We start from the raw sequence: 23378 nt of genomic DNA on the forward strand, positions 1-23378 counted from the left end.
GAACCATGCGGGCTAGCAGGTTGCTCTCGGTGCTGCTGTTGTTACAGAACCGGGGGCGGATGACGGCGGATGAGCTGGCCGCCGAGCTGGAGGTGTCGGTGCGCACGGTGTACCGGGACCTCGATGCCCTTTCCGGTGCGGGGGTGCCGGTCTACGCCGACCGCGGCCGCACCGGCGGCTACCAGCTCGCCGCGGGCTACCGGACCCGGCTGACCGGCCTGACCGAGCAGGAGGCGCAGTCGCTGTCCCTCGCCGGGCTGCCGGTGGCGGCCGCCGAACTGGGCCTTGGCACGGTGCTGACCACCGCACAGCTCAAGCTGCACGCCGCGCTGCCCGGTGAGCTGCACCCGCGGGCCGGCAAGATCGCCGAGCGGTTTCACCTGGACGTGCCCGGCTGGCACCGGGACATCGAGAGCCTGCCGCACCTGCCCGCGCTGGCCGAGGCGGTGTGGCAGTCCAGCCGGATCATGGTGCGCTACCGCAAATGGGGAAGTCGCGAGGTCAGCAGGACCCTGGATCCGCTCGGCCTCATCCTCAAGGGCGGCAGCTGGTACCTGGCCGCGCGGTGCGCCGGCACCGACCGCACCTACCGGGTCTCCCGGATGCTGGAGCTCACCGACCTCGGCGAGCGGTTCGACCGGCCCGCGGATTTCGACCTCGCGCGGTACTGGCGGGAGTGGTCCGAGCAGTTCGAGCGGCGGCTGTACTCCCGGATCGCGGTGGTGCGCATGTCGCCGCTGGCCCAGGACCTCGTACCGTTCTACTGCGGGACCGTCGGGGTGCGGGCGCTGCACGCGGCAACCGGGCCACCGGACGAGCACGGGTGGCTGCGGGTGGACCTTCCGGTGGAGCCGACCCGCGCCGCGGTCGGGGAGCTACTGCGCTTCGGCCAGGAGCTGGAGGTGCTGGAGCCGGAGGACCTGCGGGAACAGGTCGCCGAGGCGGCGAGAAAGGTGGTGGGGCGCTATGGCTGAGCTGGACGGGGTCACGATCGGCGTCACCGCCGAGCGCAGGGCCGAGGAGTTCATCGGCGCGCTGCGCAGGTACGGGGCCACCGTGTGGCACGCGCCGACCATCCGGATCGTGCCGCTGCCGGGCGACGAGCGGCTGCGCGCGGCGACCGAGGACGTGCTGACCGGGTCGGTGGACCTGGCCGCGGTCACCACCGGTGCCGGGTTCCGCGGCTGGCTGGACGCCGCCGACGGCTGGGGACTGGGGCAGCGCCTGCGCGAGGTCCTCACCGGGGCGCGGATCTTCGTGCGCGGGCCCAAGGCGATGGGGGCGGTGCGTGGCAGCGGGCTCACCGAGGAGTGGTCCGCGCCGGGGGAGACCAACGCCGAGCTGTTCGAGGAGCTGCTGCGGCAACGGGTCGCAGGCGGGCGGGTGGCGGTGCAGCTGCACGGGACCCCGCTGCCCGAGCACACCGGCGCGCTCACCGCGGCGGGCGCCGAGGTGGTGGAGGTGCAGCCGTACCGCTGGCAGTGGCCTGCCGACCTCGCCCCGGCGCGGGAGCTGATCGACGGCGTGCTGGCCGGGCGAGTGCACGCGCTCGCCTTCACCAGCGCCCCGGCCACCGCGAACCTGCTGACCCTGGCGGGGGAGAGTGGCAGGTACCCGGAGTTTGTCTCCGCGCTGCGGGAGAGAGTGCTGTGCGCCTGCGTGGGACCAGTCACCGCCGCGCCGTTGACCGAGCTCGACGTCCCGACGCTGCAGCCGCGGCGGCAGCGGCTCGGTGCCCTGGTCAAGCTGCTGGCAGCCGAGCTGGCGTCCTAGTGCGGAGGTGGTACGCCCAGGTCAGCGCGGCCAGCATCGGCCCCCACAGCGCCAATGGCAGGTAACACAGCGCCATCAGCAGTTCCCACCCGTTGCCGTCCGGGGCTCCGGCCTGTGGCTCCTGGAAGAACATCAGCGGGGCGGGCGTCCACATCACGATGAGCGCCGCCGAACCGGCCCCGGCCGGAAGGAGTACGGCAAGCGGTGGGATCGGCCGCCCGCCGATGCCGGGAACCCACCGCGGCACCACCTCGCCCCAGGGCCGGACGAGCCCGAGTGACAGCAGCGCGGCGCCCTCCGCGAGCAGGCACAGCCCGATCAGGTACAGCTTCGCCGACCAGGTGGCGGTGTTGGCCTGGAACCGGTCTTCGGCCCAGCCGAGCGGGAATCCGAGCACCCAGCCGAGTCGCCACAGGGCGGTCGGGATCGTGAGCAGCGGGATGATCATGGCCACCCGCCTCGCCCACGGTGGAACATGCCGCCCGCCCGCCATCGCGCGCCCTCCTGTGTTGCCTGCCGGTCCAGCGTGTCGGCTTCGAACCCGCCTGCACTTCCCGCTGGGGTGGGAACGGGTTGCCCGCCAGGGGGAGGTCGTGCGGCAAGCTGGCGGCATGGACGAGGAACTGCATGAGCGGGTCCGGGAGATGGTCGCCACGGTGCCGCCGGGCAAGGTCGCGACCTACGGCGATATCGCGGCGATGTCCGGTGCGCCCTCCCCGCGCCTGGTCGGCCGCATCCTGGCCGAGGACGGCAGCGACCTGCCCTGGCACCGGATCCTGCGGGCGGATGGCACCCCCGCCCCGCATCTGGCGCGGGAGCAGCTGGAGCGGCTGCGGGCCGAGGGGGTACTGGCCGAGGGGGATCGGGTGGATCTGCGCACCCATCGCTGGCAACCGGACGCGCGGCCCGATGCGGAGCAGCACCAGCCTGGCCTGTTCCCCTAGCTGAAGGTTAGCCTTGCCTAAACAACTGATGTGGGGGTAGGGCAGTATGACCTCGACCGCGCGGAACACCGGATCGGCACTTGCCTATCGCGCCGTCCGGGTGACCGGGGTGCGCACGCTGACACCGCATATGGTCCGGATCAGCTTCACCGGCTGCGAACCGGATGGGCTGCGCGCGCTGCCGCCCGCCGCCCCGGACCAGTACGTCAAGGTGTTCTTCCCGCTGCCGAGCCAGCAGCGGCCGCAGCTGCCGCCGCCGGTGGTCGAGGACGCGATGTCCTGGTACCGCACCTACCTCGCGATGCCGGACGAGGTGCGCCCGCCGATGCGCACGTACACCATCCGCGCCTACCGGCAGGCCGAGCGGGAGATCGACATCGACTTCGCGCTGCACCCCGACGGTGGTCCCGCGTCGACCTGGGCGGCATCCGCGCGGCCGGGGGATGAGGTGGCGATTCTCGGTCCACACGGTCTGTACCAGGTGCCCGAGGCCACCGAATGGCAACTGCTGGTCGGCGACGAGCCGGCCCTGCCCGCGATCGGCGCGATCCTGGAGGCCCTGCCAGAGGGGGCGCGGGCGCTGGCCTACGTTGAGGTCGAGGGTCCGGCGGAGGAGCAGCAGCTGTCCAGCCCTGGCAGCGTGGAGGTCAGCTGGATCCACCGGCGGGAGGCGGCGCACGGCCGGCGACTGCTGGCCGCCGTGCGCGCGGCCGAGTTCCCCGCGGGTGTCCCGTACGCCTGGATCGCCGGCGAGGCGGGCCTGGTCAAACTGGCCCGCAGGCATCTGGTGCGCGAGCGGGGGTTCGACAAGCGGGCGATCACCTTCACCGGTTACTGGCGGCTCGGCCGGACCGAAGAGGACACCGGCAGGGAGAACATGCGCAAACTGGACGCGGGTGAACCCCTCGACGACCCCACCGACTGATGTGTCCTGAACGTGGCTTTTCGGACGTTAGGTGTTGTGAACGGCACTTCTGAGACATCTGACGTCGCGAAAGCCACGTTCACTGCCTTGAGGCGTGGCGGGCGGGGGTGTGTCGGGGGAGCGTGGTTCCATCGCAGGCGTGGAAGAGCGCAGGGTCAACGCCAGGGCGCGGGCGCGCCTGGTCCGTCCCGCCGCGCCGCCGCCGGGCGGGCGCGAGTGGGCGGACGAGGGTGCCCGCTGGCTGCTCGGCGAACCCCGCGGCTTCGTGCGGGTACTCGGCGGTCCCGGCACCGGTAAGACCACCCTGCTCGCGCATACCGTGGCCGGCCGCGCGCTGGCCGGGGTCGAGGTGGAGCGCCAGCTGGTGCTCACCGGGTCCCGCCGTGCCGCCGACGCCCTGCGCGCGGATATCACCCACCTGCTGACCACCCAGGACGAGCACGCCTCCCGCACCATCCGCGAACCGATGGTGCGCACCGTGCACTCCTACGCCTTCGCCGTGTTGCGGTTGCAGGCGAGCATGCAGGGCCTGGCGCCACCCCGGCTGCTGAACGGGCCGGAACAGGACGTGGTGATCCGCGAGCTGCTGGAGGGCGACCTCGAGCTGGGCGCGCCGGACTGGCCGGAGCGGCTGCGCCCGGCCCTGCTGGTGCCCGGGTTCGCGGAGGAGCTGCGGGACCTGTTGCTGCGCGCGGCCGAACGCGGGCTGGGGCCGGAGGATCTGATCAAGGTCGGCCGCCGCAAGGGCCGGGAGGAATGGATCTCCGCAGGGATGTTCTGGCGGCAGTACGAGGAGGTCACCCTGCTGCAGGGGGCGGGAGGTGGCGCGCTCGGCACCCCCGGCTCTCCCGCGCTGGACGCGGCCGAACTGGTCTCGGCCGCGTTGCTGGCCCTGGACTCCGACCCGGAACTGCTGGCAAGGGAACAGGCCCGGATCCGGCACCTGTTCGTGGACGACGCGCAACATCTCGACCCGCTGCAGTTGCGGCTGCTGCGCAGGCTGGGTGGCGCGGCCGAGGACTTCGTGCTGGCGGGCGACCCCGACCAGGCGGTCTTCTCCTTCCGGGGTGCCGACCCGCGACTGCTCGTCGAGGCCGATCCCAGCGGGGACCGGACGGTGACCCTCACCCGTAGCTACCGCATGTCGCATGCGGTGCGGGCGGCGGTCGCCAGGCTCGCCGGGACCATGCCGGGCGCGGCACGGCACCGGGAGAGCGAGGCACGGCCAGCGGCCGAGGCGGGTGCCACCCGGATGCGGCTGCTGCCCACCCCGGCCGCGGAGGCGGGCTGGGTCGCAGATCAGCTACGCCGCGCGCACCTGATCGAGGAGGTCCCCTGGTCGGACATGGCGGTGCTGGTGCGCTCGCCCGCCCGGTCGTTCGCCGTGCTGCAACGGGCCCTGCGCGCGGCTGGGGTGCCGATCGCCTCGGCCGCGGAGGAGCTTCCGCTGGCCAAGCAGCCGGTGGTGCGGCCGATGCTGGCCCTGCTGCGGGCAGCCGCCGATCCCGCGCTGCTGGACGCCGAGCTGGCAGAGGTGCTGCTGTCCTCCCCGCTCGGCGGGGCGGATCCGCTGGCGTTGCGCAGGCTGCGCCGGGGGCTGCGCAGGCTGGAGGTGGCAGCGGGCGGGCAGCGCTCCAGCGATGAGCTGCTGGTGGAGGCGTTGCGGGACAACGACATCCTGGCCGGGCTGGCCGATGGCGAGGCGGCGCCGGTGCGGCGGGTCGCGGGGCTGCTGGCCGGGGCGGCCGAGGGGATCCGGCGGGAGGCCGGGATCGAGCAGGTGCTCTGGGAGCTGTGGCAGGGCAGCGGGCTGGAGCGGCGGCTGCTGCGTCAGGTCGCCCGCGGCGGCACGCTCGGCTCGCAGGCCGACCGGGACCTCGACGCCGTGGTCGCACTGTTCCACGCCGCGGGCAACTACGTCGACCGGCTGCCGAGGGCCAGTGTCGCGGGCTTCGCCGACTACCTGAGTTCGCAACGGATCGCAGGGGACAGCCTCGCGCCGGTCGCCACCAGGGGTGAGGGCGTCTCGCTGCTGACCGCGCACGGGGCGGCCGGCCGGGAGTGGGCCGTGGTCGCGGTCGTGGGCGTACAGGAGGGCAGCTGGCCGGACCTGCGGCTGCGCGGCTCGTTGCTCGGGGTCGAGCGGCTGGTCGACCTGCTCGCCGGGGTGGACGAGGACACCGTCTCCGCCACTGCACCGCTGCTGGCCGAGGAACGCAGGCTGTTCTACCTCGCCGCGAGCAGGGCGCGCGACACGTTGCTGGTCAGTGCCGTGCAGGGCGAGGACGAGCAGCCCTCCCGGTTCCTGGACGAGATCACCGAGACCGGGGCCGACTCCTCGGCCATGGAACAGCGGGCAGGCAGGCCGCAACGGTCCCTGGTGCTGGCCCAGCTGGTCGGTGAGCTGCGCGCGGCGGTATGCGACGAGAACACCGAACCGCAGCGCCGCCGGCTGGCCGCCCGCCAGCTGGCGAAACTGGCCGACGCCGGGGTGCCGGGGGCGCACCCGGATGCCTGGTACGGCCTGCCCACTGTGTCCACACAGGACCCGTTGTATCCGCCGGGCAAGCCGATCCGGGTTTCTCCTTCCACTGTGGACACTCTGGCAAGGTGCCCGCTGCGCTGGCTGCTGGAGCGGCACGGCGGCACCGACCCGGTGCAGCTGGCGGCCGTCACCGGGACACTGGTGCACGCGCTGGCCCAGGCCGCGGCCAGCGGTGCCGACGACGAGCAGCTGCGTGCCGCGCTGGACGAGGCGTGGACCAAGGTGGACGCGGGTGCGCCCTGGTTCTCCCGGCGGGAGCGGCGCCGGGTGCAGAAGATGGTGGAGAACTTCCTCGCCTGGCTGAAGGGCAGCAGGGCCGAGCTGACCCAGCTGGCGGTGGAACAGGACATCCAGATCGAGATCCCCCCGGAGCACACCGAGAACACAGCGAACACCGAAAACGCCGAGCGCACCGGGGACGGTGGGGACGCCGACGGCCCGGTCGAGCCCGCGATCGTGCTGCGCGGCAGGGTGGACCGGCTGGAGGCCGACCGGCAGGGCAGGCCGGTGATCGTGGATATCAAGACCAGCAAGACGGCGGTGTCCGCGGCTGACGCCGAGCAGCATCCGCAGCTGGCCAGCTACCAGCTGGCCGCGCTGCTCGGCGCGTTCGCCGACGCGCCGAAGCAGGCGGGCGGCGCCAAGCTGGTCTACGTCGCCAAGGCGCACCACAAGACCGGCGCCACCCAGCGGGAACAGCCCGCGCTGGACGAGGACGGCCGCCGCCGGTGGCTGGAGCTGGTGCGCAACGCCGCGGCCGCCACGGTTGGCCCAGAGTATGCGGCGAACGAGAACCCGGACTGCGCTCGCTGCCCCGGCCGCACCGCCTGCCCGCTGCGCCCGGAGGGAAGGCAGGTGACCGACTCATGAGCCGGTCGACGGCGACGGCGCTGGTTTCACCGGCCGAGGTGGCGCACGCGCTCGGCCTGCACCCGCCGACCGAGGAACAGGCCGCGGTGATCGCCGCCCCGCCCGAACCCGCGCTGGTGGTCGCCGGGGCCGGGGCGGGCAAGACCGAGACCATGGCGGCCAGGGTGGTCTGGCTGGTGGCCAACGGCCTGGTGCGACCGGAACGCGTGCTCGGCCTCACCTTCACCCGCAAGGCCGCGCGGCAGCTCGGCGAGCGGGTGCGGGCCAGGCTGCGCAGGCTCGCCGGGTCCGGCCTGCTGGACCGGATCGACCCCGGCGGAGAGCGCAAGGCCGCCCTGGCCGCAGGCGAGCCGACGGTGCTGACCTACCACGCCTACGCCGGGCGGCTGCTCGGTGAGCACGGGCTGCGCCTTCCGGTGCGGCCGGGGACCAGGATGCTGTCCGAAACAGCTTCCTGGCAGTTCGCCCACCGGGTGGTGTCCACATGGGACGGTGAGCTGGAGACCGAAAGGGTGCCGGCCTCGGTCACCGGGCAGGTGCTCGCACTGGCCGGTGAGCTCGGTGAGCACCTGTTGGACGAGCAGCGCCTGCGCGAGTACACGGCCTGGCTGTGCGGGCTGATCGAGCACGCGCCCCGCGCCAAGGGGCAGCGGGTGGCCATGCCGGTCGCGCTGAGCGAAGTCCTTGCCGCGCAACGATTCCGCCTGGAACTGCTGCCGCTGGTGGAAGGATACCGGCAGCGCAAGCGGGCCGAGGGGGCGCTGGACTTCGCCGACCAGATGTCGCTGGCCGCCCGGCTGGCGCACGGGCATCCCGAGGTGGTCGAGGGCGAGCGGGAACGGTACGGCGCGGTGCTGCTGGACGAGTACCAGGACACCGGGCACGCCCAGCGGGTGCTGCTGCGCTCGCTGTTCGGCGGTGCCGAGCGCCCGCTGCCGGTGACCGCCGTGGGGGACCCGGCGCAGGCGATCTACGGCTGGCGCGGCGCGAGCGCGGCGAACCTGCCCCGGTTCACCACCGACTTCCCGCGCCACGACGGGGAGAAACCGGTACCTGCCCGCGAGTACGGCCTGCTCACCAGCTTCCGCAACCCACAGGAGGTGCTGGCGCTGGCCAACGCGATGGCCGAGCCACTACGGGCCGGCGGGCTCGGCGTGCAGCGGCTGCGGGCGCGCGAGGACGCCGGCCCCGCCGATATCCGCTGCGCGCTGCTGCCGGATGTGCGCGCCGAGCGGGAATGGCTCGCCGACGCACTGGCCGCGGTCTGGTTCGGCGAACGGGAGGAGACCGGCACCCCGCCCACCGCGGCGGTGCTGGTGCGCAGGCGGGCCGATATGGCGCCGGTCGCGGCCGAACTGCGCGCCCGCGGGCTGCCGGTCGAGGTGGTCGGGCTGGGTGGCCTGCTGGACGAGCCCGAGGTCGCCGACCTGGTCGCCACCCTGCGAGTGATCGCCGACCCGCTGGCGGGCAGTGCCGCGGCCCGGTTGCTCACCGGTGCCCGCTGGCGCCTCGGCGCCGCGGACCTCGCCGCGCTCTGGCGGCGGGCGAACGAACTGGCCGCACCGCCGGGGGTCGAGGTGCCTGCCGAGTCGCCGATGGCCATCGCGGACGATCCCTCCTTCCTCGCCGAACGGGCCGAGCAGACCGGCCTGGTGGACGCGCTGGACGACCCCGGCGACCCCGAGCGGTACTCCGCCGAAGGCTTCCGGCGCATTCGCAGGCTGGGCGCGGAGCTTTCCGCCCTGCGCAGGCGGCTGGACCAGTCCCTGCCCGAACTGGTCGCCGACATCGAGCGCACGATGCTGCTGGACGTGGAGGCGCTGGCCCGGCCGGGAGGTGCGGGCCGGGCGCATCTGGACGCCTTCGCCGATGTGGTCACCGACTACGCGGAGAACGCGCCCACCGCCACCCTGCTGTCCTTTTTGGACTATCTAGAGACCGCGGAACACGCCGAGGACGGTTTCGAGCCCGGCGAGGTGGAGGTGGTCCCGGACCGGGTGCAGGTGCTCACCGTGCATTCGGCCAAGGGACTGGAATGGCGGGTGGTCGCGGTCCCGCACCTGGTGCAGGACACCTTCCCCGGCAAGCGGCGGTCCTCATCCTGGCTGCGCACGGTGGCCTCGCTGCCCGCGGCGCTGCGCGGGGACGCCGTTGACCTGCCGCGGCTGGGCCTGAGCGGTGGGGAGGACCGCAAGGAGGTGCTGGAAACCCTGCGCGCGCACGAGGAGAGCTTCGCCGAGCGGCAGGCCGAGGAGGAGCGACGGCTGTGCTACGTCGCGCTGACCCGCTCCGAGCGCTGTCTGCTGGCCTCAGGGCACTGGTGGAACGAGACCAGCCTGCGCCCCAAGGGGCCGTCGGACTTCCTGACCGAGCTGTACGAGGTGATCAGCGAAGCGGCGCGGACGAACCCGGTGGGCACCGTGGAGTGGTGGACCCCGCAGCCGGGCCCGGAAGAGGAGAACCCGCTGGTCGCCAACACCCGCTCGGCGGTGTGGCCCGCCGACCCGCTGGGTCAGCGGCGCTCCGCGGTGCTGGCAGGCGTGGACCTGGTCAAGGAGGCCATGACGGAGCTGAACGAGCTGCCGCTGGAGCTCCCGGTGCGGCCGGAAGAGGAGGAGGATCCGGACGGCTGGATCACCGACACCGAGGTACTGCTTGCCGAGCGGGCGGGCGCCACCGGCAACGGGGACCGGGTCGCGCTGCCCGGCAACCTCTCGGTGAGCCAGCTGGTCGAGCTCGCCGGTGACCCCGAGGGACTGGCCAGGAGGCTGCGCAGGCCGCTTCCGCTGCCGCCGAACACCTTCGCCCGCCGGGGCACCGCCTTCCACGGCTGGCTGGAGCGGCGCTTCGGCGGGGAGCGGTTGCTGGAGATCGACGACCTGCCGGGCGCCGCGGACACCGAGCCCGCCGCCGACGAGGAGCTGGTGGCGTTGCAGCAGGCCTTCGAGGCCAGCGAGTGGGCCCACCGCACTCCGCACGAGGTGGAGGTGCCGTTCAGCACCGATGTGGACGGGGTGACCGTGCGCGGCCGGATGGACGCGGTGTTCGCCGATCCGGACGGTGGCTGGACCGTGGTGGACTGGAAGACCGGCGCGCTGCCGGACGAGGACAAACTGCCCGCGCTGTCGGTGCAGCTGGCCGCCTACCGGCTGGCCTGGGCAGGCCTGGCCGGAGTGCCGCTGGAGCGGGTGCGCGCCGCCTTCCACTATGTGCGCTCCGACCGCACGGTGCGCCCGGTGGACCTGCTGGACGCCGAAGGGCTGCGCGCGTTGCTGCGCACGGTCCCACAGGGATGACCATGCCCCCGCCCGCTACGATCCCGCCTGTGACCGATGTCGACCGGCGGCGTGCCCGGAGCAGCCCGTGATCAGGGCACTCACCTACCTGATCCGCGGCGACCAGGAGGCCGTGCAGCAGGACAGGGCGTCGGCGGACGTCGTGACCATGCCGCGCAGCCTCGTCAGCCCGATCCGGGCGATCCTGCGCAGGCTCGCCTTCGCGTTGCTCGTCGTGGTGGTCGCGGCGATGGCGATCTTTCTCGACCGGGACGGTTACGCGGACACCCAGGGCGACGGACTGTCCCTGCTCGACTGCTTCTACTACGCCACCGTTTCGCTTTCCACCACCGGCTACGGGGACATCGCCCCGATCAGCCCCTCCGCGCGGCTGTTAACCACGGTGGTGATCACCCCGCTGCGGGTGCTGTTCCTGATCGTCCTGGTCGGCACCACACTGGAGGTGCTCACCGACCGCTCCCGGCAGGCGTTCCGGGTCCAGAAGTGGAGGTCAAAGGTGCGTGACCACGTGGTCGTCATCGGCTTCGGCACGAAGGGCCGCGCGGCCGTGAAGACGTTGATGGGCGACGAGGACGTCGAGCCGAACCGCATCGTCGTGGTCGACACCGATCAGGACGCACTGGACGCGGCGAGCGCGCGTGGACTCGTCACCGTGCACGGCTCGGCCACCAGGGGCGATGTGCTGCGGGTCGCCGGGGTGCAGCGGGCGCGCGCGATCGTGGTGGCACCCAACCGGGACGACTCGGCGGTGCTGGTCACCCTCACCGCAAGGGAGCTGGCGCCCAAGGCGCATATCGTGGCCTCGGTGCGGGAGGCGGAGAACGTCCACCTGCTCAAGCAGTCCGGCGCGAACCAGGTGGTGATCTCCAGCGAGACGGCGGGCAGGCTGCTCGGTATCGCCACCTCCACCCCGCGCGTGGTGGACATGGTGGAGGACCTGCTCACTCCGGAGACCGGCCTGGCCATTGCCGAGCGACCGGTCGAGCCCTCCGAACACGGAGGGTCACCGCGGCACCTCCCGGACACGGTGCTCGGCCTGGTCCGGGACGGCACCCTCTACCGGGTGGACTCGCCCCAGGCCGATGCCATCGAGCCGGGTGACCGGCTGCTCTACGTGCGCAAGGTCACTCCGGTCGAGGATTCCGGCGCCTGAGGCCGCCACCTGGGCAGCACCCCGGTCATCTGGAACGATTGCCGTGTGCGGCGGAGATCGGATCAGCGTGGGCGGCACCTGCCGCTCGGATGGAACGTGCTGGCTGTCGCCGCCTTCGCCGGGGTGCTCGTGGTGTTCAGCGCCTGGTGGTTCGGCCCCGACCTGTTCGGCAGGCAGGAGCAGGAGAACGAGCGGGTCGTACCGGCCACGGTGACCATGGGGGCCTCCTGCTCGGAGCCGGACGCGGAGGAGACCGTGCGGTTCGAGCTGGACGGCGAGACCCGCAACGGCACGCTCGGCGCCTGCGGGCACGACCGGGAGGACCAGGTCGAGATCGCCGTGCCTGCCGGCGCGGGCTCCGGCCTGATCGACGTGCGGATCGCCGCGACCGCGCGGGGCAACAGTGACCTGCGGCGGCCGGTCGGCCTCGGCCTGCTCGCGCTGAGCTGCGCGGGCGGCGGGATGTACGCGTTCCTGGTGGTCCGCGGCCCCCGCCAGCGCGCCGTCCTGATCTAGCCCGAAACGCAGGTCAGGAGACCTCGGAGCTGGGGGCGGCGAAGGTGTTGCAGTCCACGATCCGGTTGTCCTTCGCACCGGCCCGCCACCAGGCGGCGTAGTGCGCGTTGCTGCCGTGGTCGCGGGTGCCGGAGGTGTCGTCTCCCCTGGTCTCCTGGTCCACCCAGGCCTTGTTGTACATCTCCCTGCTGATGGTGCCGCCGCGATCCACATGCGCGCCGAGGAACATCCCGGAGAAGCACTGCGCCTGCAACTCCTTGCGCCGGGCCATCTCCAGGCCCGCCGGGCTGTTCTGTCCCGCCTCGTAGATCTGCTCCCAGGCGGCGTCCATCAGCCCGGCCACTTCCTGCACGTGATGCCCGTACTCGTGGGCGAACAGTGCGAGGTAGACGCCGGGGCTGTTGCCGTACTGCTCGGTCTGTAGCCCGTCGAAGGGGACGTACAGGTTGTTCTCGCAGTAGTACGCGGCGGTCGCGATGCCCACCTGGATGTTGCCGCATTCGGTCTGGAAGCTGGCGCCGGTCGGAAAGTGCAGGTCCGGCGAGGTGAACGGCAGGTCGTAGGCCTCGAGGAACGGCCCCCAGGCCGCGTCGAGGCAGCGTCCCGCCGCGGTGAAGAACGCCTTCGCCGCGGCCCGGTTGCTCTGCCAGGCAGGCAGGTTGCAGGCACGGTTGCGCAGGCCCGCGTCCGGGTCCTGGAGGATCGGGTGGTCGGCCAGCTTCAGGATCTTCTGCGGCCCGCTGCGGGTCGGTGGGCCCGAGGACGGCGGCTGTACGGTCGTGCTGCGTTCCGTGGTGGTGCCGGTGGTGCTGCTCGATGGCGGGGTGATGGTGGGTGGCGGGCCGACGGTCGCGGTGGGTATCCCGCCGTACCCGGCGTCGGCGACCCGGTCGCCGTTCCCGTCGAGCAACGAGATGGCCACCACCAGGCCGGTCACCAGCAGGCCAACCACCCCGACGCAGGCGGCGATCACCGGCCCCTTCCCGCGCCGGGGCGGTTGGTGCTGGGGGTACTGGTATCCGAATCCGGCCTGCTGAGCCTGCTGCTGCCAGCCGGGCGGCGGCTGCGCGGCCGGCGGTGGGAGCGGGCCGGAGGGCGGCCCGTGCCGTGCCGGAGGGACCTGCCCTCCCGTGGGCCCTCGGCCCCGCGGGTCCGGCGAGCCGTGGGGTGGCCACGGCCCCTGCGGCGGTTGCGTCATGTCCTTCCGTTCCCACGTCGCCTGCCGGCCGTGCTCGCCCGAATGGTCCACGGCCCGGCCTCCTGCGCAGCATAACGAGCCTGCCGCCGCCCGTGGTCCACTCGGCGAGATTCCGTACAGGTCACGGCTTGGCGCGCGCGGGGTGTTTCGCACTGGCCGATCCGGGGTAGCTCTGCCACGCTTAGCTCCGCTATTTCGGAGAGCCTGTTCCGGACTGGACTTTCGCTGCCCGAGGCGAGTTGAGGAACGGGTACAGAGACCACATAGGGGCGAGATTCTCGATGACAGACTCCGGCGGTTGGTCCCGCCCGGACCCGGACAAGGACCCGAACCAGGACATGCCGTCCGAGCAAGGGTTGCCGCACGCCCCGCCACCATCGCAGGGCGGCTGGGGCCAGGGGCCAGGGCACGGCAAGCCAGGTGTGATTCCGCTCCGGCCGCTCGGCCTCGGCGAGATCCTGGACGGCTCGATCTCCACCATGCGCAGGCATCCGGCGCTGATGCTCGGCGCGGCGGCCGCCGTTGGCGCCGTCGTGCAGCTGATCAGCGTCCTGATCAGCTGGTCCCTGCTGCGCGACGTGCTGCAGTCCGATATGTTGCTGGACCCCAACAACCTCACCGAGGAGCAGGCGCTCGACCTGCTCGGGCGCAGCGCCGCCAGCGCGGGCCTTGCCATCGCGGTGGCCCTGATCGCGCAGACCTTCCTCACCGGTTTCCTCACCGTGGTGGTGGGCAGGGCGGTGCTCGGCCGCGCGGCCGGGTTCCGCGACACCCTCACCGAGGTGGGGCCGCGGCTGCTGCCGCTGCTCGGGCTGACGATCCTGTTCGGCCTGATCTCCTTCTCCGGGGTGCTCGTCGGCGCCGTGCTGTTCGCGCTGGCCGGCGGGCCAGGGGTGCTGTTCCTGCTGGCGGGGATCCTGGCCAGCGTGTGGCTGTACGTGCGGTTCAGCCTGGCCACCCCCGCGCTGGTGCTGGAGCGCGGCAGGGTCATCCAGTCGCTTGGCCGGTCCGCGCTGCTGGTGCGCGGCTCCTGGTGGCGGGTCTTCGGCATCCTGTTGCTGGCCTACCTGATCGGCATGCTGATCTCGCTGGTCGTGGGGATCCCCTTCGGCGTGGCCTCGGGCACCTCGCTCGGGTTCGGTGACCTGCTGCTGTCGGCACTCGGCTCGACCATCGCAGGCGCGATCACCTACCCGTTCACCGCCGGGGTGAACGCGCTGCTCTACATCGACCGCCGGATGCGGATCGAGGGCATGGACATCGAGCTGGCGCGGGCGGCGAGCGAACCGCCGCCGGAAGGACCCGCACCGCAGTCGTGACCGTTCCCGTCGACATCGGCCGGGACGAAGCCAGGGAGGCCGCCAGGGCCGAACTGGCCGACCCGGCCTACGCCGCGGCACAACCAGGCCCGCTGGAGGAGGCGTTCCGCTGGCTCGGCAGGCAGGTGACCGGGCTGTTCCAGGCACTCAGCGATATCGCACCGGGCGGGATCGCCGGGCTGGTCGTGCTGGCCCTGCTGATCCTGGTGCTGGTCATCGCCATCCGGCTGCGGGTGGGCCCGATACGCCGCGGCGCCCGCGCCCCGGGGCCGGTCTTCGCCGCCGGGCCGCGCCCGGCGGCCGAGTACCGCGCCGCGGCCGAGCGGGCCTTCGCCGCCGGCAGGCTGGATGAGGCGGTCCGTGCGCGGTTCCGGGCCCTGGTCCGCGGCTTCGAGGAGCGGGGCGTGCTGGACGAGCGTTCCGGGCGCACGGCCGACGAGGCCGCATCGGCCGCGGGTGCCCGGCTGCCCGAGCTCGCCGAACAGCTGCGCGCGGCGGCGGTCGGTTTCGACGATGTGCACTACGGCGGGCGCAGCGCGACCGAGCAGGCCTACCGGACGCTCACCGCGCTGGAGGAACGGGCCAGGGCGAGCAGGCCGGTGGTGTCCGCGCGATGAGCGGCCCGGTATCGCCGGACGCGCGCACGGTCTGGCAGGCCGTGCGCGCGCCGTTGGCCACCGTCGGGATCATCCTGGCCGCTTCCCTGCTGCTGGTGCTGCTGCGCGGCGGCGAGTCGGGCGCGCTCGACCCGCGCTCCGCGGAGGAGGGCGGCAGCCGGGCGCTGGCGACCCTGCTGGAGCGGCAGGGAGTGCGGATCCAGCGGGTCACCACCGCGGCACACGCGGGCGAACTGCTGACCGGCGAGGCCTCCCTGCTGGTCACCGATCCCGACCTGCTGCGCCCGGAGCGGCTGCGCTCGCTCGGTGCCAAGGCCGGGCGGATCATCCTGGTCGGCGCGCACACCGAGGCCGTCAGCGCGGTGGCGCCGGGGCTGAGCGTGTCCGGGGAGGTCGGCACCGGGACCCGGCAGCCGGGCTGCGCCCACCCGGACGCGCTGGCGGCCGGAGCGGTCACCCTCGGCGGGGTCAGCTACCACGGCTCCGGCGCCGCCGAGCTGTGTTACGGCGAGGACGAGTCCGGCCCACTGGCCGAACGCGAGCGGGTCACCCTGCTCGGCGGGCCCGCCCCGCTGACCAACGCCGCACTGGACGAGGAGGGCAACGCCGCACTGGCCATGCGGCTGCTCGGGCAGCGGGAGCGACTGGTCTGGTACCTGCCCGAACCCGGCGACCCGGCGCTGCGGGCAGGCGAGGAGTCGGTGTACGACCTCGCCCCGCCCGGGGTGCTGTTCGGCCTCGGCCAGGTGGCGGTGGCGGTGGTGCTGCTGGCGCTGTGGCGGGCGCGCAGGCTCGGCCCGGTGGTGACCGAACCGCTGCCGGTCGTGGTGCGCGGCGCCGAGACCGTGGAGGGAACCGCCCGGCTCTACCGCAAGGCCGGGGCGGCCGGACACGCAGCGCAGGCCCTGCGTACCGCGGCGCTGCGCAGGTTGCGGCCCGCGCTCGGCCTTGCCGTGGACGCCGAGCCGCAGGCGGTGATCGCCGCGGTCGCAGGCCGCAGCGGGCGGGCCGATGCCGAGGTGGCCGCGCTGCTGTACGGTCCGCCACCGTCCGGTGATGCCGAGCTGGTGCGGCTCGCCGACGCACTGGACACAGTGGAGAGTGAGGTTTTGCATGCCTGAGGGTGGATCCCAGGCGAGGGACGCGATGGTCGCGCTGCGGGCCGAGGTCGGCAAGGCCGTCGTCGGCAACGACGCCGCGGTGACCGGGCTGATCCTCGCGTTACTGTGCCGGGGGCACGTGCTGATCGAGGGGGTGCCGGGGGTCGCCAAGACCCTGCTGGTGCGCTCCCTCGGGGCCGCGCTGGACCTGGACACCGCGCGGGTGCAGTTCACCCCGGACCTGATGCCGGGCGATGTCACCGGTTCCATCGTCTACGACTCGCATACCTCCGAGTTCACCTTCCGCGAGGGTCCGGTGTTCACCAACCTGCTGCTCGCCGACGAGATCAACCGCACCCCGCCGAAGACCCAGTCGGCGCTGCTGGAGTCGATGGAGGAGCGGCAGGTCTCGATGGACGGCAGGAGCCGCCTGCTGCCCGACCCGTTCATCGTGGTCGCCACCCAGAACCCGGTGGAGTACGAGGGCACCTACCCGCTACCGGAGGCGCAGCTGGACCGGTTCCTGCTGAAGCTGGTCATGCCCGCGCCGTCCCGGGATGAGGAGGTCGGCATCCTGAGCAGGCACGCCGCCGGATTCGACCCGCGTGACCTCGGCGCGGCCGGGGTGCGGGCGGTGGCAGGGAGCGCGCAGCTGGCCGCGGGCAGGGCCGAGGTCGCCAAGGTGACCATCGGGCCCGAGGTGATCGGCTATGTGGTGGACCTGTGCCGGGCCACCCGATCGGCGCCCTCGGTGCGGCTGGGCGTCTCCCCGCGCGGCGCGACCGCGCTGCTGGCAGCCGCCCGTGCCTGGGCCTGGCTGTCCGGCCGGGACTACGTGACCCCGGACGACGTCAAGGCGCTGGCCCGGCCTGCCCTGCGGCACCGGATCGGGCTGCGGCCGGAGGCGGAGCTGGAGGGGGAGACCGCCGACGGTCTGCTGGAACGTGTGCTCGCCGCGGTAGCCGTTCCCCGGTGAACCGATGGCACTGACCGCACGCACCGGACTGCTCGCCCTGCTCGGCGCGCTGGTGGTGGCCCTGCTGCTGCCGTCGTGGACCGGGCTGCTGCTGGTGACCGGTGCCGTGCTGGCGCTGGCCGGGGTGGATCTGGCGCTGGCGGGCCGGGTCCGCGATCTCGTGTTCAGCCGGTCCGGAGCGAGCTCGGTACGGCTGGGCGAGCGGGTGGAGGTGTCGCTGCGGGTGGCCAACGGTGGCCGCCGGACCGTGCGCGGGCCGCTGCGCGACGCCTGGCCGCCCAGCGCCGGGGCCGAGGCCGACCGGCACCAGGTCATGGTGCCGCCGGGGGAGGCGCGCACGGTGGTGACCGCGCTGCGCCCGAGCAGGCGCGGCGACCGCGCGGCGGCGCTGGTCACCGTGCGCTCGCTCGGGCCGCTCGGGCTGGCCGCGCGGCAGGGCGCACATGCCGTGCCGTGGACGGTCCGCGCGCTGCCGCCGTTCCACAGCAGGCGGCACCTGCCGGGGCGGCTGAGCAGGCTGCGCGAGCTGGACGGCCGCAACGCGGTGCTCACCCGCGGCCAGGGCACCGAGTTCGACTCCCTGCGCGAGTACGTGATCGGCGACGACGTGCGCTCGATCGACTGGCGCGCCACGGCAAGGGCGGCCGATGTGATGGTGCGTACCTGGCGGCCGGAGCGGGACCGGCACGTGCTGCTGGTACTGGACACCGGGCGCACCGCTGCGGGCCGGATCGGCGACGGTACCCGGCTGGATGCCGCAATGGACGCGGCGCTGCTGCTGGCCGCGCTGGCCTCCAGGGCGGGGGACCGGGTGGACCTGCTCGCCTACGACCGGCGGGTGCGGGCCAGCGTGCAGGGGATGGCGGCGCCGGAGCTGCTGCCCGCGCTGGTGAACGCGATGGCCCCGCTGGAACCGGAGCTGGTGGAGCCGGACGCGCGCGGGATGGTGGCCGAGGTGCTGCGCAGGGCACGGCGGCGTTCCCTTGTCGTGCTGCTTACTGGCCTCGACCCGGCGCCGCTGGAGGAGGGGCTGCTGCCGGTACTGCCCACCCTGACCGCCCGGCACCGGCTGCTGCTTGCCGCCGCGGCCGATCCCAGGGTGACCGAGCTGGCAAGGACTCGTGGGGATGCCGAGGCGGTCTACGACGCGGCCGCAGCCGAACGGGCACTGGCGCACCGCGAGCAGGTGAGCGCGCTGCTGCGGCGCCGGGGCACCGAGGTGGTGGACGCGCTGCCCGAGGATCTGCCGCCCGCGCTGGCCGACCGCTATCTGGCGCTGAAAGCCGCCGGGCGCCTCTGACGGGTCAGTGTTCGCGGCGGATGGTGTCGGTGAACGCCCGCCATCCGGCCAGCGGCAGGTGGAGCGCCCCGGCCGAGCGGTCCTTGGTATCCCGCACGCCGACGGCCGATCCCACCGAGACCTCGACACAACTGTTGGTGTTGGCGCTACGGCTGGACTTGCGCCAGATTCGGGGGACCTGCGGGGATGTCATGGTGCCGTCTCCAGTTCCTCGATGGCCTCGGCGATGCGTTCACGCGCATCGGCCGGGCTCAACGCTACCTCCAGCAGTCTATCGACGGCGTGCTGGTAGGTAACCACGTCCAGGGGCTCATGGAAGAACAGCGCGGAGCGCCGGTTCTCGACGTGCACGACCGGCGCTCGGTCGGCGAACTCCAGCAGTACGAACGGCCCATCCAACGCGGGATGCCAGCCTGCCGAGGCGGGCACGACTCGGATGTCGACGTTGGGCCAGTGCGAGGCCTCGTTCAGGGCGCGCAACTGGTCGGCCATGACAGCCGGGCCGCCGATATCGCGTCGGAGCACACCCTCCTCGATGAATGTGAGCAGAGTGGCGGGCTCGCGCCGCATGATCACATCTCGGCGGCCCAGCCGGATCGCGACCCTGGTGTCGATCTCATCCTTCGGCACCTCGGCCGCGATCATGATTGCCCGTGCATAGCCTGAGGTCTGCAAGAGTCCAGGCATCAGCAGGGATGCGACGTCCACGATCTGGCTCGCATCGCGTTCGAAGTCGAGCAGGGCGGTGAGCTGCCTGCGTTGTTCGGGGATGCCGCCCTCGACCCAGTGCCGTCCCTCGCTCTCCTGGGAGAGCTCGATCAGTTCCTCGCGGAGCTGACTGGAGGCGCCGAGGGCGGCGAGTACGGTGGCCACATCGGTCGGCCGTGGTCCCCGGTCGCCCGCCTCCCACCGGTTGATCGTGGTGTGCGCGACGCCGATGGTGGCCGCGAGCTGGCGGGCGCTGAGCCCGGCCTCGTCCCGCGCCCGGCGCAGGGCGGCGCCCAGGGCGCGTGACTTCGGTGTGGAACCAACCATGTGCCGCAGCATAGGCCGCGATATCACCGGAAAGTAATTCCCCGAAAAGGTGTATCAAGGGCGTTGCGCGTGTTTCCGATGATCGGATGCTTCCCGGGACCAGGAATGGAACCAGGGGTGCACCAATCGAGGATCGGAGGGCGAGGTTCGTGCTGGAACGAGACCGTCAACTGCTCGCGCAGGTCGCCACGGTGAACCGGAACCTCGGGCTCGTCGTGTGTGAGGTGATGTCAAGACAGGATGGCGGCGTGCTGCGCGCCGCGGATGTCCGCACCCTCGGCGAGTACCTGTGCGGGCTCGGATGCGACCTGCTCACCAGGGCCGAGGAAATCGACGGCACGCAAGGCGGTGCGGCGCGGTGACCCTGGTGACCATTGGTGCCTGCCTGACCTCGGTGGCAGCCGGATTCTGGCTCGGGCTGAGTTTCACCGGCTGGGCGGGCCGGGCCAAACACCGGTTCCATGATCCGGAGGTGTCCGTGCAGGCGACGATCGAACGGGCGCTGGCCGGGCGGGACGAGCGCGAACGGTGGCCTGCGCGTTGATGTTTTCTCTGTTCGCGTGCGAACAATTGATGTGACGTTGGCATGAAGAATTCCGGAAAACGGGTCCCGCGGTCCAAAATCATACGCTACTCTCGCACACCGGATGATTACGCGAAGTGATCATGGGGGTGGCTACCGTGGCTGGGCGAGACCCAGATACGCAGCACACACTGAACTGGCTGGCGTCCGGAGTCGCTGTCGGCGCCGTCGCGGGCGGCATCGAAGGCAGCGCGGCGAACGGACCGGGTTTCCGGTTCACCCTGGAACAGCTCCAGTCCATCGCGGCCAAGTGGGAACGTCTCGCCGAGCGGTTCCGGAAGGCGCAACAATACGCCACCACCATCGTGGGTACCAAAGGGCCGGGAGCGGAGTACGCCAGCCAGGACAACGCAGCGATGATCCGTGAATCCGGCGAGGCGCTGCTGGAGACGCTGAAGGCCAGGGAGGCGTACTGCCTCGCCCAGTGGGAAAAAACACGGGCGGCGATGGGTGCCTATGCGGCGGCCGAGGACGAGGCCGCCGCCGAGGTGAACAAGCCCGCAGGGGGCCGATTCTGATGCGACGTCGGCTCGCGCTCCTCCCTGCCCTCGTTCTCTCGGCAGCCCTGGTTGCCTGCTCCGATCAGGCAACCGGTATTCCGGAGCAGGCGGCGTCGTTGACCTCGGCTCCCGCGCCTGAATCCGCCAGTGGTGCGCCTACCGAGCCGCGGAATGGCGCCCCTGCCGTCGAGACGCCGCTGGACCTCAGTCACTTCCTGCGTTCGCCGTGTGATGCCCTCACCAACGCGCAGATCACCGACTACTTCGGCGCTGGTATCGCTCCGGAACCGGATCTCGACACACCGGTGGGTCCGGAGTGCTTCTGGTCGACCGGCGGCACGCGCCAGGGCAGTGTGCAGGTGCTCTTCCCGCATCTCGACCAGAGTCTGCCTGTGCTCTACGGCAAAAAGACGCACTTCGCGTACTTCGAGGAACTGTCGCCCGCAGATGGCTACCCGGCCATCGCGAGGGCTGTTCTGGACGATCGCCCGGAGGGCAAGTGCTCGATTGTCGTCGGGGTTGGTGGGGAAAAAACGGTGGATCTTACTTTGAAACTGACCAAGGAGCGGGTGGGGGAACTCGATCCGTGCGAGGCCGGTCATGAGGTGGCCTCGGCGGTGATCGGGAACATCAAGGAGCGGAACTGATGACCGGAATCGGTGCGGGTATCGGTCCGGGGCCGTTGTCCGCCGCGGAGATCTACGACCAGGTGCACGGCGGCCCCGGTCCGGACCGGCTGAGCGCGGCGCAGCAGGCGGCGACGGCGCTGAACCGGGAGCTGACGGACTGCGCGGAGGAGGTGGCCGCGCTGGGTGGCGAGATCCAGGAAGGTTGGCAGGGCGAGGCCGGTTCGGCTGCGGCGAACGCGGCCGCCCCGCTGGCGGATGCGGCCCGGCTCGATGCCGACCACCTGCGGGTGGCGGATCGGGCGGTTGCCGACCAGATCGGCGCGTTCGACCGGGTGCGGGCCAGCGTGGTCCCGGTGGCTTCCGATCCGCCACCGTTCACTGTGGACGATCTGGTCAGCAGCATCGAGTCCGGCCGGGACGTGTACGGGCCGAAGCTCGCCCAGTGGCAGGCCGCCAGTGATGCCAACGTGCAGGCGTTCTCCACCTATCACGGCAGCAGCCTGGACAACGGGCACACCATGCCGTCCGCCTACGCGCCGCTGGCCGATTCCGGCGCGCCGGTGGCACTGGCCGGTGCCACCGGCGCGGGGGACGGCGGCGGCCCGATGCCGAGCCCGCCGGCGCCAGTGCAGCGTCCCGAAGGAGGCGGCGAGGTGCACCGGCCACCGCGGGTCGAGCCCGGTGGTCCCCCGACGCAGGTCCCGCCGCCGGTGCACGCGACCGGGCCGGACCCGGCGCCCGCACCCGCCGCTGACCGGCAGGCGACCGCATCGCCCGGTGACGACGGCACCGGTGCGGCGGCCGCGACCGCTCCCGTTGGCACACCGGGTGGTGGGGGCTACCAGTTCGGGCCTACCGGCACCCCGGTGAGCAATCTCGGCACCGACACCGGAACGGGCGGGCCCGCTCGGGGCGGTGGCGCGGTCGGCCCTGATGCCGTGGCGGGTCGGCCCGGCAACGGAGCCGGTGCCGGAACGGGTCGCCCTGGCGTGGGTGCGGCACCAGGGCCGGGCCGGATGAGTCGCGGTGTGCCGCCAGGGAACGACCGGGTCGGCCGCACCGTCGGCACCGGCGCGGCAGGCAGCGGCGCGGCCGGAACCGGTGGCCGTGGCGGCCCTAGCGGTGTGCCGGTGGGTGCGGCCGGGGCGGGCCGGGCCAAGGACTCGGACCAGGACCACCAGCGGCCGGAGTACCTGAAGGAACCGGACCCGGAAGGCACCTATGGCGGTCCGGAAGGAAACACGGTGCCGCCGGTGATCGGGCGGGAACACGAACCCGGACCACCGCGGTAGCAACGCAACGGGGGAGGGACGGCAGGGGTGCTGCGGCGCACGATCGAACTGAGCCTGCCCGCGTTCCTGACCGCCGGGGCGGGCGCGGGTTTCGCCCGGCCACATCCGATCTTCTCCGGCGGCGCGCACTACCTGCCGCCGCGGTCAAGGGAACGCGCCGAGCGGCAGGCATGGGAGGAACTGGCCGGTCTCGGCCTGGCGTTCGGGCGGGAGCTGGCAGGGAATCTGGACGACGCGATACACGTGCTGTACCGGCCCGAGGCCGAGTACTGGGCGCATGTGCACACCCAGGGCGAGCAGTATCACCTGCTGGTCGCCGTGCGCGGGCGGGATGCGGTGGCCGCCTTCCACCAGGACGGCACGGTACGGCTCAAACCGGCGCGGGAGCACGACCGCGCCAGGACCCTCGCCCGCAACCTCCCGCGCCATCCGGCCGCCGACTTCGTCGGATTCTCGGTACACCGGGACGAACTCGCCCGGCGGGGTGGCGAGCCGTACCGGCCACCCCCGGCGCGTAGTCACGAGGCCCGCATCCTGGACGACGTGCTGCGCCAGCCGAACCACGGGTTCGGCCAGCTCCACGTCGCCGTGGTCGAGGGCGCCGGCCGGATGCAGTCGGCCACCCAGCTCACGTACCTGGACCTCGAAGCGGGCCGGGTGGGACTGGAATCCGGCCCGCCGGAGGCGGATCAGCACGTGACGACCTTCCCTGGCACGCCGGCGGAAATCGCGAACCGGCTGGGCCGCATCCGCGCCGGCCTCGCCGACCCCCTGCCGGACCACCAGATGCCCTGAACGTGGCGTTCA

General features: G+C 72.6%; 23 protein-coding genes. 19 read left to right on the forward strand and 4 right to left on the reverse strand.

Annotation, left to right across the window (positions count from 1 at the left end; translation table 11 throughout):
- Positions 1-5 precede the first annotated feature (5 nt).
- The gene (locus tag KOI47_RS04870; protein WP_216214331.1) at positions 6-974 is read left to right on the forward strand and encodes a helix-turn-helix transcriptional regulator; all 969 of its coding nucleotides are present in this window, start codon (positions 6-8) and stop codon (positions 972-974) included.
- The gene (locus KOI47_RS04875) at positions 967-1773 is read left to right on the forward strand and encodes a uroporphyrinogen-III synthase (protein WP_216214333.1); all 807 of its coding nucleotides are present in this window, start codon (positions 967-969) and stop codon (positions 1771-1773) included. Before KOI47_RS04870 ends, KOI47_RS04875 begins: the two co-directional genes overlap by 8 nt.
- Here KOI47_RS04875 and KOI47_RS04880 read toward each other — a convergent pair.
- Positions 1742-2266 carry a hypothetical protein gene (locus KOI47_RS04880; protein ID WP_216214334.1) on the reverse strand — a complete coding sequence of 175 codons (525 nt, stop codon included), beginning with the start codon at positions 2264-2266 and terminating at the stop codon, positions 1742-1744. The two genes, KOI47_RS04875 and KOI47_RS04880, sit on opposite strands and share 32 nt — an antisense overlap.
- Positions 2267-2384: 118 nt before the next feature.
- Here KOI47_RS04880 and KOI47_RS04885 point away from each other — a divergent pair, with 118 nt between their 5' ends.
- The 6 genes from KOI47_RS04885 to KOI47_RS04910 all read left to right on the forward strand — a co-directional run bounded on the left by KOI47_RS04885 (position 2385) and on the right by KOI47_RS04910 (position 12022).
- Complete coding sequence (locus KOI47_RS04885; protein ID WP_216214335.1) at positions 2385-2717, forward strand: MGMT family protein; 333 nt, start codon at positions 2385-2387, stop codon at positions 2715-2717.
- 46 nt (positions 2718-2763) lie between these two features.
- Positions 2764-3642: a siderophore-interacting protein gene (locus KOI47_RS04890; protein WP_216214336.1), complete on the forward strand. Its 879-nt coding sequence runs from the start codon at positions 2764-2766 to the stop codon at positions 3640-3642.
- A 139-nt stretch (positions 3643-3781) separates the two neighbouring features.
- Positions 3782-7057 (forward strand): ATP-dependent helicase, encoded by a 3276-nt coding sequence (locus tag KOI47_RS04895; RefSeq protein WP_408629890.1) that lies wholly within the window; start codon positions 3782-3784, stop codon positions 7055-7057.
- Positions 7054-10353, forward strand: a complete 3300-nt coding sequence (locus KOI47_RS04900; RefSeq protein WP_216214337.1) for an ATP-dependent helicase — start codon at positions 7054-7056, stop codon at positions 10351-10353. The genes KOI47_RS04895 and KOI47_RS04900 overlap by 4 nt, the downstream gene beginning before the upstream one ends.
- 112 nt (positions 10354-10465) lie before the next feature.
- The gene (locus tag KOI47_RS04905) at positions 10466-11506 is read left to right on the forward strand and encodes a potassium channel family protein (RefSeq protein ID WP_408629920.1); all 1041 of its coding nucleotides are present in this window, start codon (positions 10466-10468) and stop codon (positions 11504-11506) included.
- 45 nt (positions 11507-11551) lie between these two features.
- Complete coding sequence (locus KOI47_RS04910; RefSeq protein ID WP_232376546.1) at positions 11552-12022, forward strand: hypothetical protein; 471 nt, start codon at positions 11552-11554, stop codon at positions 12020-12022.
- Positions 12023-12035: 13 nt separating this feature from the next.
- Here the strand turns inward: KOI47_RS04910 and KOI47_RS04915 are convergent, their stop codons facing one another.
- Entirely contained in the window at positions 12036-13220 is a 1185-nt protein-coding gene (locus tag KOI47_RS04915; protein WP_216217098.1) for a neutral zinc metallopeptidase, read from the reverse strand.
- A 281-nt stretch (positions 13221-13501) separates the two neighbouring features.
- On the opposite strand from KOI47_RS04915, the gene KOI47_RS04920 reads away from it, so the two are divergent.
- From KOI47_RS04920 to KOI47_RS04940, 5 genes are read left to right on the forward strand one after another with little or no spacing between them, the layout of a single operon-like run.
- Positions 13502-14539, forward strand: a complete 1038-nt coding sequence (locus KOI47_RS04920) for a hypothetical protein (RefSeq protein ID WP_216214338.1) — start codon at positions 13502-13504, stop codon at positions 14537-14539.
- Complete coding sequence (locus KOI47_RS04925; protein ID WP_216214339.1) at positions 14536-15156, forward strand: DUF4129 domain-containing protein; 621 nt, start codon at positions 14536-14538, stop codon at positions 15154-15156. The genes KOI47_RS04920 and KOI47_RS04925 overlap by 4 nt, the downstream gene beginning before the upstream one ends.
- On the forward strand, positions 15153-16277 hold the full coding sequence (locus tag KOI47_RS04930; protein WP_216214340.1) for a DUF4350 domain-containing protein: 1125 nt from the start codon (positions 15153-15155) through the stop codon (positions 16275-16277). The genes KOI47_RS04925 and KOI47_RS04930 overlap by 4 nt, the downstream gene beginning before the upstream one ends.
- Entirely contained in the window at positions 16270-17232 is a 963-nt protein-coding gene (locus tag KOI47_RS04935; RefSeq protein ID WP_216214342.1) for an AAA family ATPase, read from the forward strand. The genes KOI47_RS04930 and KOI47_RS04935 overlap by 8 nt, the downstream gene beginning before the upstream one ends.
- Before the next feature lie 4 nt (positions 17233-17236).
- Positions 17237-18532 (forward strand): DUF58 domain-containing protein, encoded by a 1296-nt coding sequence (locus tag KOI47_RS04940; protein WP_216214344.1) that lies wholly within the window; start codon positions 17237-17239, stop codon positions 18530-18532.
- A gap of 4 nt (positions 18533-18536) precedes the next feature.
- On the opposite strand, the gene KOI47_RS04945 is transcribed toward KOI47_RS04940, so the two are convergent.
- Both KOI47_RS04945 and KOI47_RS04950 read right to left on the reverse strand, forming a co-directional pair.
- Positions 18537-18725, reverse strand: a complete 189-nt coding sequence (locus KOI47_RS04945) for a DUF397 domain-containing protein (RefSeq protein ID WP_216214346.1) — start codon at positions 18723-18725, stop codon at positions 18537-18539.
- The gene (locus tag KOI47_RS04950; RefSeq protein WP_216214347.1) at positions 18722-19567 is read right to left on the reverse strand and encodes a helix-turn-helix domain-containing protein; all 846 of its coding nucleotides are present in this window, start codon (positions 19565-19567) and stop codon (positions 18722-18724) included. Before KOI47_RS04950 ends, KOI47_RS04945 begins: the two co-directional genes overlap by 4 nt.
- A gap of 149 nt (positions 19568-19716) precedes the next feature.
- On the opposite strand from KOI47_RS04950, the gene KOI47_RS04955 reads away from it, so the two are divergent.
- The 6 genes from KOI47_RS04955 (at position 19717) to KOI47_RS04980 (ending at position 23366) form a co-directional block, all read left to right on the forward strand.
- The gene (locus KOI47_RS04955; RefSeq protein WP_216214349.1) at positions 19717-19929 is read left to right on the forward strand and encodes a hypothetical protein; all 213 of its coding nucleotides are present in this window, start codon (positions 19717-19719) and stop codon (positions 19927-19929) included.
- Positions 19930-19934: 5 nt separating this feature from the next.
- On the forward strand, positions 19935-20111 hold the full coding sequence (locus KOI47_RS04960) for a hypothetical protein (RefSeq protein ID WP_216214351.1): 177 nt from the start codon (positions 19935-19937) through the stop codon (positions 20109-20111).
- Positions 20112-20248: 137 nt separating this feature from the next.
- Positions 20249-20668: a hypothetical protein gene (locus KOI47_RS04965; RefSeq protein ID WP_216214353.1), complete on the forward strand. Its 420-nt coding sequence runs from the start codon at positions 20249-20251 to the stop codon at positions 20666-20668.
- On the forward strand, positions 20668-21297 hold the full coding sequence (locus KOI47_RS04970) for a DUF3558 domain-containing protein (RefSeq protein ID WP_216214354.1): 630 nt from the start codon (positions 20668-20670) through the stop codon (positions 21295-21297). The genes KOI47_RS04965 and KOI47_RS04970 overlap by 1 nt, the downstream gene beginning before the upstream one ends.
- Positions 21297-22571, forward strand: a complete 1275-nt coding sequence (locus KOI47_RS04975) for a PPE domain-containing protein (protein ID WP_216214356.1) — start codon at positions 21297-21299, stop codon at positions 22569-22571. The genes KOI47_RS04970 and KOI47_RS04975 overlap by 1 nt, the downstream gene beginning before the upstream one ends.
- Positions 22572-22598: 27 nt before the next feature.
- On the forward strand, positions 22599-23366 hold the full coding sequence (locus KOI47_RS04980; RefSeq protein ID WP_216214358.1) for an ESX secretion-associated protein EspG: 768 nt from the start codon (positions 22599-22601) through the stop codon (positions 23364-23366).
- The last annotated feature ends 12 nt before the right edge of the window (positions 23367-23378 follow it).

Source organism: Amycolatopsis aidingensis (assembly GCF_018885265.1).
In the GTDB taxonomy this organism is placed as follows: Bacteria; Actinomycetota; Actinomycetes; order Mycobacteriales; family Pseudonocardiaceae; genus Amycolatopsis; species Amycolatopsis aidingensis.